Source organism: Mycobacterium sp. TH-M103, from assembly GCF_057473785.1.
Genome location: NZ_JBYCLG010000180.1, coordinates 1 through 18277, shown reverse-complemented (window position 1 = coordinate 18277; position 18277 = coordinate 1). Strand labels below are relative to the sequence as shown.

Annotated in this window: 12 protein-coding genes; 7 read left to right on the top strand and 5 right to left on the bottom strand. The window is 70.7% G+C overall.

All coding sequences use genetic code 11. The features are described from left to right. Positions 1-2 precede the first annotated feature (2 nt). Positions 3-5009 (bottom strand): amino acid adenylation domain-containing protein, encoded by a 5007-nt coding sequence (locus AC2VOR_RS09965; protein ID WP_486963716.1) that lies wholly within the window; start codon positions 5007-5009, stop codon positions 3-5. A gap of 11 nt (positions 5010-5020) precedes the next feature. Then, complete coding sequence (locus AC2VOR_RS09960) at positions 5021-5971, bottom strand: methionyl-tRNA formyltransferase (protein WP_369738001.1); 951 nt, start codon at positions 5969-5971, stop codon at positions 5021-5023. Between the two features lie 160 nt (positions 5972-6131). On the opposite strand from AC2VOR_RS09960, the gene AC2VOR_RS09955 reads away from it, so the two are divergent. The 3 genes from AC2VOR_RS09955 to nbtC are packed head-to-tail and all read left to right on the top strand — an operon-like array spanning position 6132 to position 11247. Continuing rightward, the gene (locus AC2VOR_RS09955; protein WP_369738000.1) at positions 6132-6887 is read left to right on the top strand and encodes a thioesterase II family protein; all 756 of its coding nucleotides are present in this window, start codon (positions 6132-6134) and stop codon (positions 6885-6887) included. Further along, on the top strand, positions 6884-8179 hold the full coding sequence (locus AC2VOR_RS09950; RefSeq protein ID WP_486963715.1) for a beta-ketoacyl [acyl carrier protein] synthase domain-containing protein: 1296 nt from the start codon (positions 6884-6886) through the stop codon (positions 8177-8179). Before AC2VOR_RS09955 ends, AC2VOR_RS09950 begins: the two co-directional genes overlap by 4 nt. 5 nt (positions 8180-8184) lie before the next feature. Then, complete coding sequence (gene nbtC / locus AC2VOR_RS09945) at positions 8185-11247, top strand: nocobactin polyketide synthase NbtC (protein ID WP_486963714.1); 3063 nt, start codon at positions 8185-8187, stop codon at positions 11245-11247. On the opposite strand, the gene AC2VOR_RS09940 is transcribed toward nbtC, so the two are convergent. Further along, positions 11244-11459, bottom strand: a complete 216-nt coding sequence (locus AC2VOR_RS09940; protein ID WP_369737996.1) for an MbtH family protein — start codon at positions 11457-11459, stop codon at positions 11244-11246. The two genes, nbtC and AC2VOR_RS09940, sit on opposite strands and share 4 nt — an antisense overlap. Next, positions 11440-12720, bottom strand: coding sequence for an NADPH-dependent L-lysine N(6)-monooxygenase MbtG (mbtG, locus tag AC2VOR_RS09935; protein WP_369737995.1), 1281 nt, complete (start codon positions 12718-12720; stop codon positions 11440-11442). The genes AC2VOR_RS09940 and mbtG overlap by 20 nt, the downstream gene beginning before the upstream one ends. Positions 12721-12773: 53 nt before the next feature. Between mbtG and AC2VOR_RS09930 the strand changes: the two genes are divergently transcribed. Continuing rightward, positions 12774-14462 carry a (2,3-dihydroxybenzoyl)adenylate synthase gene (locus AC2VOR_RS09930; protein ID WP_369737994.1) on the top strand — a complete coding sequence of 563 codons (1689 nt, stop codon included), beginning with the start codon at positions 12774-12776 and terminating at the stop codon, positions 14460-14462. Positions 14463-14471: 9 nt separating this feature from the next. Here AC2VOR_RS09930 and AC2VOR_RS09925 read toward each other — a convergent pair whose 3' ends face one another. Further along, complete coding sequence (locus AC2VOR_RS09925; RefSeq protein WP_486963713.1) at positions 14472-15911, bottom strand: FAD-binding oxidoreductase; 1440 nt, start codon at positions 15909-15911, stop codon at positions 14472-14474. Positions 15912-16050: 139 nt separating this feature from the next. On the opposite strand from AC2VOR_RS09925, the gene AC2VOR_RS09920 reads away from it, so the two are divergent. The 3 genes from AC2VOR_RS09920 to AC2VOR_RS09910 form a co-directional block, all read left to right on the top strand. After that, positions 16051-16467: a hypothetical protein gene (locus AC2VOR_RS09920; protein WP_369737991.1), complete on the top strand. Its 417-nt coding sequence runs from the start codon at positions 16051-16053 to the stop codon at positions 16465-16467. A 191-nt stretch (positions 16468-16658) separates the two neighbouring features. Further along, on the top strand, positions 16659-17057 hold the full coding sequence (locus AC2VOR_RS09915) for an MmpS family transport accessory protein (RefSeq protein ID WP_369741517.1): 399 nt from the start codon (positions 16659-16661) through the stop codon (positions 17055-17057). Continuing rightward, on the top strand, positions 17054-18277 hold a 1224-nt coding region (locus tag AC2VOR_RS09910; protein ID WP_486963717.1), incomplete at its 3' end, for an MMPL family transporter. The genes AC2VOR_RS09915 and AC2VOR_RS09910, both read left to right, overlap by 4 nt.

Genomic DNA, 18277 nt, shown 5'->3' with positions numbered 1-18277 from the left:
CCTCACGATTCCCGGAGCCAGGAGGCGGTGAGCTCCGCCAGCGTGCCGGCGTCCAGGCCCGACGCGCTCATCGGCGCCGACGGCGGCTCCGGCGCCGAATCATGTTGCGGCGTGTGCTGATCGGCGGCCGCGTCCACGGCGGCGGCGAGCTCGGCGATGGTCATGTGCTCGAACACCATCGCCGGGGTCAGCGTCAGTCCCTGGGCGGTGGCGCGGGCCGCCAGCTGCACGGCGACGATGCTGTCGCCGCCGACGGCGAAGAAGTTGTCCTCGCGGTCGACGCCGGTGATCTCGAGCAGCTCCTCGAGCAGGGTCGTCAGCGCCCGTTCGGTATCGGCGGAGCCGCCGGACAGCGGTTGGGACGGCCGCGCTTCGGCCGGGGCGGGCGGGGCCAGCAGCGCCTGCAGGTCGGCGGCGGGTAGCAGCCCGAGCGCGCTGACCGCCGCGTCGGGGGTGGTCGCGAACGCGTCGAACGCGTTGTCGAGGGCGGCGGCGATCCGCCGGACCGTCGCGGGCTCGTAGAGATCGGCGTTGGCGACGACCCGCACGTCGAGTTCGGCGTCCGGGGTCACGTTCACCCCGACGTTGAGGTCCAGCAGGGAGATCTCGAAATCCATCGGGAGCGCCGACACCGTGGTGTCCCCGCTGCCGGTCAGGTCGCGCGGCAGCAGTGTCCAGTCCTCGCCGCGGAAGTGAATGGAATTCTGGAACAGTGGGTGGTTGCGCGACGGCGAACGTGGGGGGTTGAGCGCCTCGACGAGCCGCTCGATGGGGAATTCCTGATGCGCCAGCGCGTCTTTCACGCTGTCCCGGCTGCGCGCGACGAGGTCGCGCAGGCTCGGCTCCCCGGACAGGTCGGTGCGCAGCACCACCACGTTGGCGCAGGGCCCGGTCAGGTTCGCGGTGCGCTCGTCGACCCGGCAGGCCACGGGACTGCCGATTGCGATGTCCGTGCCGCCGCCCAGCGTGTGCAACACGACGGCCAGGACCGCGTGGTACACCGAGAACTCGGTGGTGCCGACCTCCTCGGCCAACCGGACAAGGGCCGCCCGCCGGGCCGCGGCGACGGTGAAATCGACCACCTCCCCGCGCCTTCCGAGCACCGGCGGACGCGTGTGGTCGGCGGCCACCGAGATGTCGGCGGGCAGTCCGGCCAGCGCCCCGCGCCAGTGGTCCAGTTCCGCACCCGCCCACGGTTCCAGAGTTTCGAACGTATTCCGTTGCCACAGAGCGTAATCGGCGAACTGGAGAGGTGGTTTGGCCCACTGTGGAGCCTGCGCGTGGCACCGCGCCCGGTACGCGGTGACGAGGTCGTCGAACAGGATGCCGAAGGAGGTGTGGTCGGTCACCATGTGGTGGATCAGCAACAGCAGCACATGGGTGTCCGGGCCTGCCACCAGCAGGATGGGCCGGATCAGCGGTTCGGATTCGAGCGCGAACACGTGGCCCCGCAGCTCGGCGATCGTGTCGTCGAGCCGGCCGGGAGCGACCTCGGTCACCTCCGGTTCGAGCCGGAGTTCGGGGTGCACGTGCTGGTAGGGCATCCCGTCGTGCTCGACGAAATTCGTGCGCAGCGCCTCGTGGCGGGCCACCACGTCGTTGAGCGCCGCGGTGAGCACCGCGGTGTCCAGCGGGCCGTTGAAGCGCAGCGCAAGCGCCATGTTGAAGACGTCGTTGGCTCCCCGCATCCGGTACTGGAACCACATGGCGAGTTGGGAATACGACAGCGGGGGCCGGGCGGGGCGGTCCCGCTCGGTCAGCTGCGGCCGGATCTGCTCGACGCCGGATCCGGCGCGCAGCCGTTCGACCAGCCGCGCCAACCCGGCCGGCGTCGGGGCGTCGAACACCGCGCGCACGGTGCACTCCACCGAGAATGCGCTCCGGATCTGGGCTACCAGGCGGGCCGCCAGCAGCGAATGGCCGCCCAGGCCGAAGAACGAGTCGTCGGCACCGATGCTGTCCCAGCCCTCGTCGCGGCCGAACAGGCGGGCAAAGATCGCGCAGATCCGGCGCTCGATCTCGGTGGCCGGCCGGCGGTGGCCGCGCGCGGCCACGGGGGTGGGCGGCGGCAGCGCCCGCTTGTCCAGTTTCCCGCTGACCATCAGCGGGATCTCGGGGATGACCCCGAATGCGCTGGGCACCATGTAGTCCGGCAGTGCCGCCGCGGCGTGGGCGCGGATCTCCTCGATGTCGATGCCGACGTCGATGCCTGCGGGCCCGCCCGACGGGCCCGCAGCGGTCGCGGGCACCAGGTAGGCGGCCAGCGCCGGCCCGGCCTCGGTGTCCTCGGCGACGACGAGGCAGTGCCGGACCGCCGGGTGGGTGGCGATCACGGACTCGACTTCGCCGAGCTCGATGCGGTAGCCACGGACCTTCACCTGCTCGTCGGCGCGACCGACGAATTCCAGCTCGCCGGAGAGGTTGCGGCGCACCAGGTCTCCCGTCCGGTACATCCGCATCCCCGCGGCGAACGGGTCGGCGACGAAGCGCTCCGCCGTCAGCCCGGGGCGCCCCAGATATCCGCGCGCCAGCTGCGCCCCACCCAGGTAGAGCTCGCCGATCACCTGCGCGGGCACCGGCTGCAGCTCCTCGTCGAGCACATAGGCGTACACGTTGCGGTTCGGCACGCCGATGGGCACCACGCGGAAGACCCGTGCGCCTTCGACTTTCATGTGCGTCGCGCAGACCACGGCCTCCGTGGGCCCGTAGTGGTTGCGCAGCTCCGCATCGAAGTGGCCGGCGAATCTGTCGGCCACCTCGCCGGGCAGCGCCTCCCCGCCCACCGGGACGTGCCGCAGCGCCCGCCACTGGGCGGCCCGCGGCAGCAGCAGCAGGGTGCTCAGCATCGACGGGACCATGTGCAGCACGGTGACGCGATGGCGCTCGATCAGGTCCGCGACGTAGTCGAGGTCGCCGAACGCCCCGGGCCTGGGCACCACCAGCCGCGCACCCAGCGTCAGCGTGACGAAGATGTCCAGGAGCGACGCGTCGAAGCTCACCGATGACGACTGCAACAGCCGGTCGTCGGCGGTCATGCTCCATTCGGCCACGAAGCCGTCGACGTGCTCGGCGATCGCGCGGTGCGACACGGCCACGCCCTTGGGACGGCCGGTGGAACCGGACGTGTAGATGACGTAGGCCAGGTGATCCGGGTGCAACGGGCCGCGCCGGTCGGCGTCGGTCAGCGCGGCGTCCGGGAGCCGATCGGCGTCGCGTTCGGCGGCGGCGAACTCCTGCTGCCCGATGACCGTCCGCGGCCGCGCGTCCGCGATGAGGTATTCGATGCGCTCGTCGGGGTAGGCGGGGTCGATCGGCAGATACGCCGCCCCGGCTTTCAGCACGGCGAGCATCGCGACGACGAACTCGATCGACGTCGTCATGCGCAGGCCGACGATGTCCTCGGGCCCGAAACCGCGCCGAACGAGCAGGCGCGCCAGCCGGTTCGCGCGGCGATGCAGCCCGGCGTAGGTCAGCCGCGCCTCGTCGGAGACGAGCGCGACAGCACCCGGGGTGGCGTCGGCGGCCGCCTCGAGCAGCGCCACCATCGTGGTGGCCGGCGTCGCGACGAGTTCGCCGTGCGATTGCGCCAGGACGGCGGCGCGCTCGCCGGGACCGAGCATGTCGATGCCGGTGATCCGGTGCCCGGGCTCGCCCAGCGCATGGTCCAGCAGCTGCAGGTAGTGCCCCAGCATCCGGTCCACGAGTTCGCCGCCGAGCCGGGTCTGGTATTCGAACTCGACGGACACCCGGTCCGGGTCGAGCACGATCGCCAGCGCCAGCGGCAGGTGTGCGGTCACCGCGGCCAGGTCGAGCTGCCGCACGGCGACGCCGTGCAGGGCGAAGTCGTTGGCGGTCTTGCGCCACGAGAAGCCCAGCCGCACCAGCCGGTCCATACCGTCGTGACCCAGCCGTTCCGGGTTCACCTCGCGCACGACCCGGTCGATGCCGACGGACTGGTGGGCGAATCCGTTGAGGCAGGTTTCGCGGACCGCGTCGACGAACGAGACGAAGGTGTCCTGCGGCCGCGCGGTGAGCCGCAGCAGCAGCGTGTTGCCGAAATATCCGAGCGCCCCCCGCGCGGCGGGCCCGCGCGCGGTCACCGGCACGGACACCAGGAAGTCCGGGGCGCCGGTGTAGCGGCGCACCAGCACCCCGAAGGCCGCCAGCAGCACCATGAACGGCGTGGCGGCGTGCCGCTGGGCGAATTCTTCTACCCTGGCGAACAATTCGGGGGGCATGACCCGGGATCGGCGCTCGGCCTCCCGCGACGGACCCGGGCCGGCCAGGCCGGGAAGTTGCAGCGGTTCGGGCGCCGGCCGCAGCGTGTCGGCCCAGTAGCCGACGTCGGCGACGGTGGGTTCGGCGGCGGCCTGCAGCACCGCGGCGGCCACGAACTGCGGCGCGTCGCCGAGCCGGTCACCGTTGTAGGCCGCGCTCAGCTCGGCGGAGAAGACGGCCCAGCAGTCGTCGTCCCAGCAGATGTGGTGTGCGACGAACAGCAGCACGAACTCGTCGGTCCCGCTGTGGACCAGGGTCGTCCGCAGCGGCAGGTCGGTGGTGAGGTCGAACGGCCGGCCGAACTCGGCGCGCGCCAGGGCCGCGATCTGACGATCGCGTTCCGCCTCGGGAAGCTGAGTCAGATCGACTGTGAGCCAGCCGATCTCGACGCCATCGGAGAACACCTGATACGGTTCGCCCTCGCTGTCCACCCCGTATACCGTGCGCAGGATCGCGTGCCGCGCCACCAGGTCGCCGAAGGCCGCACGCAGCCGCTCCGGGTCCACCGGGCCCGTCATCCGGTAGGCGAGGCAGACGTTGAGCGTGACGTCGTCGGCGTCCATCGCCTGCAGGAACCACATCCGCCGCTGTCCGGGCGAAAGGGGGTATCGCTCCCCCGCCCGCACGGCCTGGGGCCCGGCGGATTGGGTTGCGGCCAGCCCGCTTTCGGCGATGCGTCGGCGCAGCAGCTCGCGACGGCGTTCCTGCACGGTCCTGGGATGTTCTGCCATGGCTCGCCCCGCTAACCGTTGGATGCCGTCGAACTGTTGACGTAGCCCCCGCGCAGGAAGAACTCCGCACCGCGGTGCTCCCGGCCGTCGGCGCCCCGCAGGCGGGTGATCACCAGGCCGTGGTTACCACCCCGGAACGCCTCCGGCCCGCACACCACCACACCGCCGCCCTCCTGCACGATCACTCGGCCCGGCGTTCCGCCGTACCGCGCCTCCGACACCCGCGCCTCGACGATCTCGATGCGCTCGCCGCGGTAGCGGGTGAACGCCCGCGGATACGGGTCGGACAGCGCCCGCACGAACCGCTCCAGATCGGCAGCCGGCCAGCTCCAGTCGAGCAGACTGTCGCGCTCGCAACGCTTGTGGAAGTAGGTGCGCTGGGCCTTGTCCTGCGGACGCCACACCGCGGTCCCGGACTCCAGGGCCGTCAGCGCGTCGCGCAGCGCACCCGGGATCAGGTCCAGCCCGCGCAGCACCAGGTCGGTGCCGGTGTCGGTGGGCCCGATCGGCAGCGAGTGCTGGATCAGGATGTCGCCGCTGTCCAGGCCGTCGTCCATCCGGTGCACCGTCAGCCCGAACTCGGTCTCGCCGCTGATCAGCGCCCACAGGACGGGGGAAAACCCGGTGAACTTGGGCAGCAGCGAGTCGTGCAGGTTCAAGGTGCCATGCGGCGGCAGCGTGTACAGCTCCGGCGGCATCCAGGTGTACCAGCTGTTGACCACGATGACGTCGGGCTCGGCGCGCTTGACCAGGTCGATGGTTGCGGTGTCGACGCGCTCGGTCAGGTGCACCGGGACGCCGTGCTCGCGCGCGAGGTCTTCGACCGACTCCGACCAGATCGCCTTGTAGGAGTGCTCGCTGGCGGGATGGGTGACCGCCAGGACCACGTCGTGGTCCAGGTCGATCAGCGCCTGCAGGGTCCGCCATCCCCAGGTCTGGTAACCGAACGACACCACGCGCATCAGTCGAACCCCTCTCCATCGTCGCTGGTCGGCCAGGTCCGGACTCGTGGTCGAGGCCCGTTCGGGCGCCACCCACCAGCCCAGCAGCTTATGTTAGCCTTCGCTAAGTTGCATGCTCCGCGCGGCTGCGCGCCGGGGCGAGAACGAGAGGTGGGAGCGCATGCCGCGCACGCTGGGGTGGGCCAGGCAGTTCCACGAGCCGCAGTCGCCGGGCAGCCCGCCGCTGCTCGTGTTTCCCCACGCCGGGGCCGGCGCGTCGGCCTACCGCGAGTTCTCGAAGGTGCTCAGCCGGGCGTTCGACGTCGTCGTCTTCCAGTACCCCGGACGCCAGGACCGCGCCGCCGAGCCCCCGCTCGCCACGTTGCCGGAGATCGCGGCGGGGGCGTTCGCCGAGTTCTCCGCCTCCAAGCGCAACCGCGGGGTCCCGATCGTCGCCTTCGGCCACAGCATGGGCGCCATGGTCGCCTTCGAGTTCGTCCGGCTCGCGGAGGCCGCGGGCATCCGGGTCGATCAGCTCAACGTCTCGGCGACCGTGGCCCCCTGTCACGCCGCGGCCAAACCGTCGCACCCCACCGACGACGACGAGGAACTCCTCAACCACCTGCTGGCGCTCGAGGGCACCGCCTCCGGTGTGCTGGCCGACCGCGACCTGATGCGGCTGACGCTTCCGGTGGTCAAGGCCGACTTCAAGGCGTTCGACGCCTATTCCTGCGCCGCAGACGTCAAGGTGGCGGCGCCGATTCACGCCATGGGCGGAGATCAGGACCCGTATGTGACGCTGGCCGACCTGTACGGGTGGGGCAAGCACACCGGCTCCGTCAGGGTCACGATGTTCGACGGCGGGCACTTCTATCTCGACCGGCACGTCGACGCGATCGCGGCGCTGCTGACCTCGCGCGCCGAGCAGACGGCGTGAGCGCCGACCCCATCGTCATCTCCGCGATGGCGGTCGAGGCACCGGGCGGGATCGACAGCCCCGACGCGTTGTGGGCGGCGCTGGCCGAGGCCAGGGAACTCATCGGGCCCTTCCCCCGCGACCGCGGCTGGCCGCTGGACGATCTGTTCTCGGTGTCGCAGCTCGACGGCTGGGGCCCGGTCCGCGACGCCGGCGGATTCCTCGACGGCGCAACCCGATTCGACCCGGCGCTGTTCGGCGTCACCCACCGCGAGGCCCTCGTCATGCACCCGCAGCAGCGGGTCGCGATGCGGGTGGCCTGGAAGGTGCTGGAGAACTGCGGCATCAACCCGGCCGGGCTGGACGGGGAATTCGTCGGCTGCTTCGTCGGCATGTCGCCGATGGAGTACGGGCCCCGCGCGGCCGTCGCCGACGCCCACACCGGGCACCGGATCGCGAGCCTGGGACAGCTGGGTGGCGCCGCCCGCATCTCGCACAGCCTCGGCCTGACGGGACCGTCGATCAGCATCGACACCGCATGCGCCTCGTCGTTGACCGCGCTGCACCTGGCCGCCACGGCCGTCGCGGCCGACGAGTGCGACTGGGCGCTCGCCGGCGGGGTGTGCGTCATGGGTTCTCCGGGGGCGTTCTACGAATTCGCAAGGCTCAACGCTCTTTCCGACGACGGGCATTGCCGCGCCTACTCCGCCGACGCCAGCGGCACCGTGTGGGGCGAAGGCGCGGGCATGGTCCTGGTGGAGCGCGAATCGCGGGCACGCAGGCTCGGGCATCCGGTCTTCGGGCGCATCCTGGCGATCCGCACCAACCACAACGGCAAGGGCAAGCCGATCCTGGTGCCCCGGGTGCGAGCGCAGGAACAGCTGATCCGCAAGACGCTCGACGCGGCCGGCATCGACCCGGCCGCCGTCGGAATGATCGAGGGGCACGGCACCGGAACGCTCGCCGGGGACCCGGTGGAACTGCTCGCACTGTTCAAGACCTACGGCGCGGCGGGCTGCACGGCGCCGATCGGCTCGATCAAGTCGAACCTGGGACACCCGCAGGCGGCGTCCGGGATCCTCGGGCTGATCAAGCTGCTGCTCGCCGGCCGGCACGGCGCCGTTCCCCCAACACTTTTCGCCGACAACCCGACCACGATGCTGGACTGGGACCTCACCGGCCTGCGGCTGGCCGCCAAGCTGCAGGACTGGGAGGCGAGCGACGGCCTCCGCTACGGCGCCGTGTCGTCGTTCGGCGCCGGCGGGGCCAACGCGCACGCCCTCGTCGCGATGCCCGCGGATCCGTGGGGGTGACGCCCGTGACCTACCGCCTCCCCAACGGCACCGTCCCGATCCTGCTGTCCGCCGACGCGCCCGGGCCGTTGCGCACCGAGGCCGCGGGCGTCCTGTCCTACGCCACGCGGCATCCCGTGGTGACGCCGCAGGAGATCGCAGCGATGCTGTTCCGCACCCGGACCCCCCGCAAACACCGGGCACTGGCCATGGTCGGCACCCGCGAGGAGTTGACCGGCGCGCTGCGGGCGGTTGCCGATGACCGCGCGCACCCCGTGGTGGTGCGCGGCGAGGCGCCGCCCGCCGCAAGAAAACTCGCCTACGTCTTCCCCGGGCAGGGCGGTCAGCGCCCAGGGATGGGGCGACTCTTCTACGACGCGGTTCCCGCGTTCCGCGACGAAGTGGACCGCTGCGCCGCCGCCTTCGAGACGCTGGTCGGCGAGTCGCCGCTCGATTACCTTCTCGACGAGCAACTTTCGGCGCCCGACGCCGCGAGCACGGTGCAACCCGCGCTGTTCACCCAGATGGCCGGGTTGGCCGCGATGTGGCGGTCGTTCGGCGTCGCGCCCGCGGCCACGATCGGGCACAGCCAGGGGGAGATCGCGGCCGCCTACGTCTCCGGCATTGTCACACTGCCGGATGCCGTGCGCGTCATCGGCGTCCGCGCGCACGCGGCCGACGAGTTCGGCTCCGGCGACTACGCGATGGCCGTCATCGCCGCCGGCCGCGACTTCTGCGAGGACGCGCTCGCACGATGCTCGGGGTGGGCGCAGCTGTCGGTGGTCAACTCGCCAAACATGGTCGGGATCTCCGGCGACCGCGACACGGTGCAGGGCATCGTCGACGCCTTCACCGAGCGCGGGACCTTCGCCCGCATCATCCGCGTCGGGTACCCGGCGCACACCAGCGCGATCCAGGAGCTCGCCGAGAAGGTGCGCGCCATCGCCCACCACGAACTGCAGAACCAAACGTTCCTGGCCACCGAGATCGACTGCATCGGAAGCACCCTCGGCGGCCGCATCACCACGGACCTGCCGGTCGACGAATACTGGCTGTGGAACCTGCGCAACCCGGTCCGGTTCGACAAGGCGGTCGCGGCCGCGCTGGAGCTGGGCGTCGACACGTTCGTCGAGCTGGCCGAGCATCCGACGCTGCAGCTGGCCATCCAGGACAACCTCGCGGCCCGCGAGGGGGACTCGGACGAGCGCGCGGCCATGGTCGTCGGCACGTCCGAGCGGGCTGCCGGCGACCTGGACGCGTTCACCCGCAACCTCGCGCTGCTGGCCGTGCACGACCAGGCCTACCCGTGGGAATGCCTGCGCGCCGAGCCCACCGGCCCGCCCACCCGGCCGCTGCCCGACTTCCCCAACCTCGCGATGAACGAGTCGAAGCTGTGGCTGCCCTACGACGAGGTCCTTCCGCTGCGCACCCGGCGGGCGCCCCGGGAGACCCGGGAGACCCGGGAGACCCGGGAGACCAATGTCACCGCGGCGCCGCGGCTGCTCACCGAGGAGTGGGTCCGGCTCTCACACCGCTCGCTGGCGCCCCCGCGCGGTTTCGGGATCGTCGACCACACCGGGGGCTGCGCGCCACTGGCCGAGGCCCTGTGCGCCGCGGCCGGCGACATCGGTGCCGCGGCGCGGGTGCTCGACGCCCCGGAGAACCATTCGGCGGCAATCGGTCTGGACGGCTACGTTATCCTGCTCCCGCCCTCGCCGGAGTTGGACGACGCGGCCGCCGCCGCCGAGGTGGCGACCTTCTTCTCCCGCCGCGCGTGGTGGCCGCGGCTCGATGACGCGATCACCGAGTGCTGGCTGGTGACGGTGGGTGGTGAGCCGGTCCCCGGCGACGCGCCGCCCGATCCGGTGCACGCGGCCGTCGGCGCGGGATTTCGCTGCCTGGGCGCCGAACATCCCCGGGTGCGGTTCCGTCACCTCGATCTGGACGCCGGGTCGGCGTCACCGGCGGCCGCCACCACGATCCTCGCCGCGCTGCACACCGCCGACGAGTCGGAACTGGCGCTGCGCGACGGCGGGCTCTACGCCAAACGGGTTACCGAGAAGCCTACGGCTGCAGCCGATTCTGATGGAAAGCCATGGGAGCATGTGCTCGTCGTCGGGGGGACCGGCACGCTGGGACTGGAATTCTGCGACCACTTCGCCCGCCGGGGCGCGCGGCGGATCACGCTGGTCAGCCGGTCGGGCGAGACTGAGGCCGTCGCGCAGCGCCTACACCGGATCCGGTCGGCAACGTCGACACGCATCGACGTCGCCCGGTGCGACGTCGGCGACCAGGCCGCGATATCCGAACTGGCGCAACGGCACCGGGACGCGCCCGCGGACCTGATCGTCCACGCCGCGGTCCACTATTCGGGTGCCGAACTGGCGGACATCACCTCCGAGATGGCCGACGACGCGTTGCGCGCCAAGGTTGTCGGCGGCGGGCGCGTGCTGGCGGCGTTCCCGCGCACCGTCGACTGCCGCGTGGTCTTGTGCTCCTCGATCGCGGCGACGGTCGGCGGGCGCGGGCTGATCCTCTATGCCGCGGCCAACAGGATGCTCGACGCGATGGCGCACCGGCTTCGCGCGCAAGGCCTGGACTGCTCCTCCGTGCAATGGGGGCAGTGGGCGGTCACTTTCGGCCCCGGGGCGTCGGGCACAGCGAAACTGTCCCCGACCGGGTTGCTGCCCATGTCCTCGGCCGACGCGCTTGCGCTGGGAATGGGCCGGTGTGGCGGAAATTCCGTCGTCGCGGCGTTCGCGTTGGACCGGGCCCGGTCGGTGCTGGACGCCTGCGGGCGCGCGTCGTTGTTGGCGCAACTCGACGGCCCGCTCCCCGAAACCGCACAAGGGCCGGTCAGCGGGGCGCGTGCGCCGCACCGGCTGACGGCGCTGGTGGCCCGGGCGATCGGTGCCGATCACGCCGAGTCGATCGACACCGAAGCACCGCTGGTCGCGCTGGGACTGGATTCGCTGCAGGCGTTGGAGTTACGTCGTCGCGTCAGGGCCGAGTTCGACCGGGACGTGGACGTGGCCGACCTGCTCGGCGGGGCGTCCGTCGCCGACCTGCTGGAGCGGCTGGGCGGCTAGCCGCCGGCCATCGCCGCGCGCAGGCTGCCGGGGCGCAGGTCGGTCCAGACCTGCTCGACGTGGGCCAGGCAGTGCGCGCGGGTGTCCGCGCCGAACACCACGCGCCAGCCCGCCGGCACGTCCTTGAACGCCGGCCACAGGCTGTGCTGCCCCTCGTCGTTGACCAGGACGTAGAACGCGAGCTCGTCGTCGTCAAACGGATTGGTATGCATCGGTTCTCCCCCTCGTGGGTGTGGTGGCCCCCAGCTCGGCGGCCAGCACGCGGTCGGACAGCAGCCCCAGGCAGCTCAGATTGGGGAATCCGGGGCCCTCGTTGACGCCGGCCAGATTGGGCAACACCAGCTTCGGGGCGACACCCGCGACGGCCAGGTCGGGACCGATGGACTCCTCCAGCGCCTCGATCGTCACCGGCCCGCCCAGCCCGAACTCCAGCGCGCCCCGGGCGGCCGGGCACAGCAGCGGCAGGAACCACACCGGGTCCGCGCCGGATCCGTCGATGACGAGGTCGAACCGGTGCAGCGATTCGAGCGGCTCACCGCAGTTGTCGGTGTGCAGCGTGATCCAGATCCGGTCCTCGCGGTCGACCACGCGGGCGACGCGCCCGCGCTGATGCTTGATCCGCTCGTCGGCCAGCAGGGATTCCTGGACCCGGGCGGAGAACACCCCCCGGTCGGTGCGGGCGATGCAGTCGCGCCGTTCGGCCTGGCTCAGGCTGCGCCAGCCCGTCGGGTCGGAGAACAGCGAGTTCTCGAAGAAGCCCTCGCCGCGAGTGAACAGGGTCGCCTGCGGCGAGATGGCCGTGATGGCCGAAACCCGGTGGTGGAAAAGCTCGTTGAGGATCGATGCGGCGGTCTCCCCGCCGCCGATCACCGCGACGTTGTCGGCGACGATGCGCTCGTGTTGGCCCGCGCGCTGCCAGAACTGCGCGATCGAGAGCACCCGCGGATCACCCGAGAGCATCGACCGGTCGGGCTGTCCCGGCCCGGTCACCATCAGCGTGCCGGCGGACAGGCTCGCCCCCCGGGTGTGCAGCACCCAGCGGTCGTCGTCGAGGGAAATCCGGACCACTTCGCCGTCGACGACATTCAAGCCCACCACGTCGGCGACCCAGCGCAGATACCCCGCCCACGTCTCGTGGGTGGGCGCCGGCCTGCCCCGGTCGACCCAGCCCACGAACTGGTCGGTGGCAACCAGGTAGGACTGCCAGCTGAACCGCATCATCCGCTCGTCGACCTCGGTGCCGGGCACCAGATCGGACCGGTACGGGAAGCCGATGTCCTTCTCGGGGCTGGTGCCCAGTCGCTGGCGACCGTCGGTCCAGCCGCCACCGGCCCGCCAGTTGGCGGCCACCCCGGTGCGTTCGACGGCGACCACCTCGGGCACCTCGACGCCGAGCTCGCGCAGCACCGCCGCCTTCGCGGCGACCGCCACTGCCTTCGCGCCGGCCCCAACGATCGCAAGTGTGTCGCTCATCGCGCGTTCACCGCGCACCTCCGTCGATCGGCTTAGCCCAGGCTGCCCTAACTTTGTGTACGCTACCCTATGTTCGACCGGCGGGACACGCCCGCCCCCGACGGAGACGCCGAGTGCCACCTGACCCTTCCCGGCCCCCGCTGGACGGTTTCGTTCCGTTCCCGCCCAAACGCGCGGCCCGCTATCGAGCGGCCGGATATTGGGCCGGCCGCCCCCTCGACTCGGTGTTGCGGCATGCCGCGGCGACGTGGCCCGATCGCGTAGCCGTCGTGGACGTGGCGGGCAGCCACACCTACGCCGAACTCGACCAGCTCGCCGACCGGGCCGCCGCGGGCTTCGCCGCGCTCGGCGTCTCCCCGGCCGACCGGGTGCTGCTGCAACTGCCCAACACGTGCCGGTTCGCGGTCGCACTGTTCGGCCTGCTGCGCGCGGGGGCCATCCCGGTGCTGTGCCTGACCGGGCACCGATTGACCGAGTTGCGCCACTTCGCCGAGGTCAGCGGAGCGGTGGGGTTGATCGTCGCCGACACCGCGAGCGGCTTCGACCACCGCGCGATGGCCGAAGAGCTGGTCCTGCTGCGTCCCGGGCTGCGCCACGTGATCGTCGACGGCGACCCCGGCCCCTTCGCCGCGTGGTCGGCGATGCCCAACGGGGCGCTGCCACGGGTGGCGAGCGACCCGTCCGCGCCCGCGCTGGTGCTCGTGTCGGGCGGCACCACGGGAGCCCCGAAGTTGATCCCCCGCACGCACGACGACTACCTCTACAACGCCACCGCCAGCGCGCGCCTGTGCCGGCTGACCGGCGAGGACGTCTACCTCGTGGTGCTGCCCGCCGCGCACAACTTCCCGCTGGCATGCCCGGGCCTGCTCGGGGCGATGACGGTCGGAGCCACCACCGTCTTCGCCGCCGACCCGAGCCCCGAGGCCGCCTTCGGCGCCATCGCGCGCCATGGGGTGACCGTCACCGCCCTGGTGCCGGCCCTGGCCAAGCTGTGGGCACAGGCGTGCGACTGGGAGCCCGAGCCGCCGAAATCGTTGCGGCTCCTGCAGGTCGGGGGCTCTCGGCTCGAGCCCGACGACGCCCGCCTGGTGCGCACGGCGCTGACCCCGGGCCTGCAGCAGGTGTTCGGGATGGCCGAGGGACTGCTCAACTTCACGCGGCCCGACGATCCGCCCGAGATCGTCGACCACACCCAGGGCAAGCCGTTGTGCGTCGACGACGAACTGCGCGTCGTCGACGCCGCGGGCGAACCGGTCGCGCCCGGAGCCGAGGGCGAACTCCTGGTGCGGGGGCCGTACACGATCAACGGCTACTTCCGCGCCGAGCGCGACAACGAGCGCAGCTTCGATCCCGAGGGCTTCTACCGCAGCGGCGACCTGGTGCGGTTGCGTGACGACGGCTACCTCGTGGTCACCGGCAGGGTCAAAGACGTCATCTGCCGCGGCGGCGAGACGATCGCAGCCGCCGACGTCGAGGAACCGCTGCTGAGCCACCCGGCGGTCCACGCGGCCGCGGCCGTAGCGCTGCCCGATCCGCTGCTGGGCGAGAAGATCTGTGCCGCGGTGGTTTTCGCCGGTCCGGCAATCGGTATCGCGGAGCTTAACGCCTACCTCGACGGCCGCGGCGTGGCCACGCACGCGCGCCCCGACATGCTGGTCGAGATGGCGGCGCTGCCAATGACACCCGTCGGCAAGATCGACAAGAAGGCGATCGCCGCCCGGCACCTCGGCCCGCGAACGTGACGCCGGCGCTCAGACAGGCAACCCGGAGAACATGACCCGGCCGGGATCGTACTTCTGGCGCACGGCACTGAGCCGCGACAGATTCGAACCGAAGTACCGCGACGCCGGCTGGTTGGCCTCGAGGTAGTTTACGTAGCCGCCGGCCGAATATGGTTGCACCGCTTGGTGTGCCGTGTTGAGCCAGGCGGTGGCCGCCGCGGGCGGCCCGGAGGTTTCAACGTACCACTGCACCAGCGCGTACTGTCGCCGCCACGGAAAGGCGGTGGCCCCGGGGGCCACGGTCGCCAGGGCGCCGTCGAGGGCGTGCATGATCGCCAGCATGCGGCCCGCCCCGCGCGGAAAGGCGTTGACCGCCGCGGCGATTCCCTGCGCGGCGCCCGCGTTGACGAGCGGCAGGACGTCGGATCCGCCGACATACCCCAGCGGTGCCGGGTTGAGGTTCCCGACGGCCAGGTACCGCACCAGCTCCATGCGGTTGAACGTGTGGATCTCGGTTCCGGTCGGTTGCACCCCGACGGCCGAGACGATGGCGCGCTGCACCCCGTCACCCGACCCGGCCGGGCAGGTCGCGAGGATCCGGCAGTGGGTTCCCATCGGGTCGACGGTGGCATCGGCCAGCGCCCAGCTGTTCCGGTCGGCGGTGCGCAGCCAGTTCTGCCAACCGAGGAGAACCTCCACGAACGACTCCGGCGGGAAATTCAGGTTCACGGCGTCGACGTCCCCGGTGGGAAACGTGGCGAAGGTCAGCGAGGTGACCGCCCCGAAGTTGCCGCCACCGCCGCCGCGCAACCCCCAGAACAGGTCGGGGTTGTTGGTGGCCGACGCGGTGACCGCCTGGCCGCCGGGCAGCACCACCGACGCCGACGTCAGCTGGTCGCACAGCAGGCCCGCGTGCCGCGAATCGGCGCCCAGGCCGCCGCCCAGGGCGTGGCCCGCGGCACCGACCGTCGGGCAGGTACCCGTCGGCACGCCGCGGCCCGCCCCGGCCAGCGCCTCGTGCATCGCATACAGACCGGTCGCCGGCGTCACCGTGACGTGCCCGCTGGCCGCATCGTAGTTGATGCCGCCCGGCAGCTGCCGCAGGTCGAGCACCATGGTGCCGTTGGCCGTGGAGGCCCCCACGTAGGAATGCCCGCCCCCGCGCGGGGCGACCTTGAGGTGGTGCGCCGCGGCAAAGGCCATCGCCTTCTGCACGTCGGCGGCCGAGGTCGGGACGACGACCGCCGCAGGCATCGCGTCGTTGTAGTTGGTGTTGAAAACCTGTTTGGCCGTTGCGAACTGGGAACCCTGATCCGGCAGCACCACCTGGCCGCCGATGACGGACGAAAGGCCGCTCCAGCCCGAGGTTTTCGGGTCGGCCATGGCGCGACCCGGGCCCAGCACCGTCCCCGCGGCCAGCGCTCCGGCGGCCGCCCGCAGAAACGTCTGCCGCGAGAATTCACGCGCCAACGTCGGGCTCCCGCAACTGCGTCATGTCCCGCATTGTCAGCCACCCGAGCCGCGGTACCGTACGACGTGACACGGGATGACCCAACCGTGCCCGAACCGTTACCACGCTCGACGGATGGCCAAGCAAAAGGAGCGACCGATGAATGTGGGTTTATGGACTGGTCTCACACTGATCTCCTTGACACTGGTGCTGGTGTTCGCCTCGGTTGCCACCGTGTTCGTCAAACGGCTGGGCGCCCGAGCGACGTTGCCGATCAGCGAGGAGATCGGCAGCGCCAAAGCGGTGTTGGACAAGGTGCGCAAGCGCGAGCCGATGTCGCGGGAGGAGCTGGACTATGCCAAGCAGATCGTCGCCGACCGCGGCTCCCTGATGGCCCTCTGCATCCCCGCCACGCTGTTCATGCTGGGCTGCTTCTACGTGTTCGGCAGCCTCGAACACCTGCATGGGGCCACGCCCTCCGAACGGACATTCCTCGGGGTGATCCCGATGCTCACCTCCACAAACCTCGCCATCCGGCTGCGCGCCAGCGCGCGGCTGCAGAGGCGCCTGCAGTAGACGATAACGTCCACAAACTGATAGTGTCCCTACACCTTCTATGTAAATCTGTCTGATAGATGGGTGGGCATTGCCGGCCCGGCTGGACACCGCGGGCGAGGCGAGCGGGCGCGGCCCGGCGCGGTAGCCCGAAAGGTGGTCGAGTGAACCCTCGTTCGTCAGTCGGCAGGACCGTCCTGGCACGGGCGTGGATGCCGCTGGTCGCCGTGGTCGCGATCGGTGTGGGCGCGCTGTGCATGTGGAAGGTGCATCAGTTCTCCGCGCCGCCGCCGGTCCTCACCGTCAACGGCCCGCAGGCGCCCGAGGAGTTCAACCCCAAACGGCTCACCTATGAGGTGTTCGGATCCGCCGGGACGGGCGGAGAACTCGTCTACATCGACATCGACGGACATCCCCACCCAGTAGATGTCACGACGTTGCCGTGGTCGCACACGGAGACGACGACGCTCACGGTGGTGTCCGGCAGTGTCTCGGTGCACGTGCACGGCGGTCACGTTGGCTGCCGGATGCTGGTGGACGGCGTGGTGCGCGATGAACAGGTCAGTCACCATCAGGACGCGGACGTCGAATGCCGGGTGAAATCGGCATGAGTGAGCACCGCGTGGACGACGCCCCCGTCAAACGGCCCCTCATCCCGCGACTGGTCCGTGCCTTCGCGATACCGATCATCCTCTTTTGGGGTCTTGTCGCGATCACGACGAATACCTTTATGCCCCAAGTGGAACGCGTCGCAGAAGAACTCGCCGGACCGATGGTGCCGCACTACGCCCCCTCCCAGCGAGCCCTGCTGCACATCGGCGAAAAATTCCACGAATCCAACTCGACGAACTTGACCATGATCGTGTTCGAGGCCAACCGGCCGCTGGCCGTTGCCGACCACGAGTACTACGACGGGCTGATGCGCCGCCTCGAGGGCGACAAACAGCACGTGCAATACGTGATGAACCTCTGGGGCAAACCGTTCACCGCAGCCGGGGCGCAGAGCCTCGACGGCAAGGCCGCCTACGTGCTGTTGCGTCTGGCCGGTGACATCGGCCAGATCGAAGCCAACCAGTCCGTGGCCGCCGTGCGCGACATCGTCGCCAAAGACACCCCGCCGCCGGGCCTCAAGGTCTACGTCAGCGGCGCGGCTCCCCTGGCCTCCGACACGCTCACCATTGCGAACAACAGCCTGAACAACGTCACGATCGTCACGATCATCCTCATCGTGGTGATGCTGCTGCTGGTGTATCGGGCCCCCTCCGTGCTCTTGGTGCCCTTGCTGGGAGTCCTGATCGAAATGCTGGTCGCCAAAGGGATTACCGCCACCCTCGGCCACCTGGGATACATCGAACTCTCGTCGTTCGCGGTGAACATCGTCGTCGCACTGACGCTGGGCGCGGGAACGGACTACGGCATCTTCTTGATGGGCCGCTATCACGAGGCACGGCAAGCCGGCGAAAGCCGGGAGGACGCCTTCTACACCGCGTACCGGAGCGTGGCGCCAATCATCATCGGCTCGGGGCTGACGATCGCGGGCGCGTGCTATTGCCTGACTTTCGCACGGCTGAACTACTTCCACACCATGGGTCCCGCAGTGGCGATCACGATGCTGTTCACCATCACGGCGGCGATGACGCTGGGCCCGGCCCTGTTGACCGTGGGAAGCCTGCTCGGGCTGTTCGATCCCAAACAAAAGGTGAAGGCACACCTGTATCGGCGCATCGCCGCGAGCGTGGTGCGCTGGCCGGTGCCGATCCTGGCAGCCAGTTCGGCCGTCGTCATGATCGGGGCGATCTTCGTGCCGACCTACCGGCAGAACTACGACGAC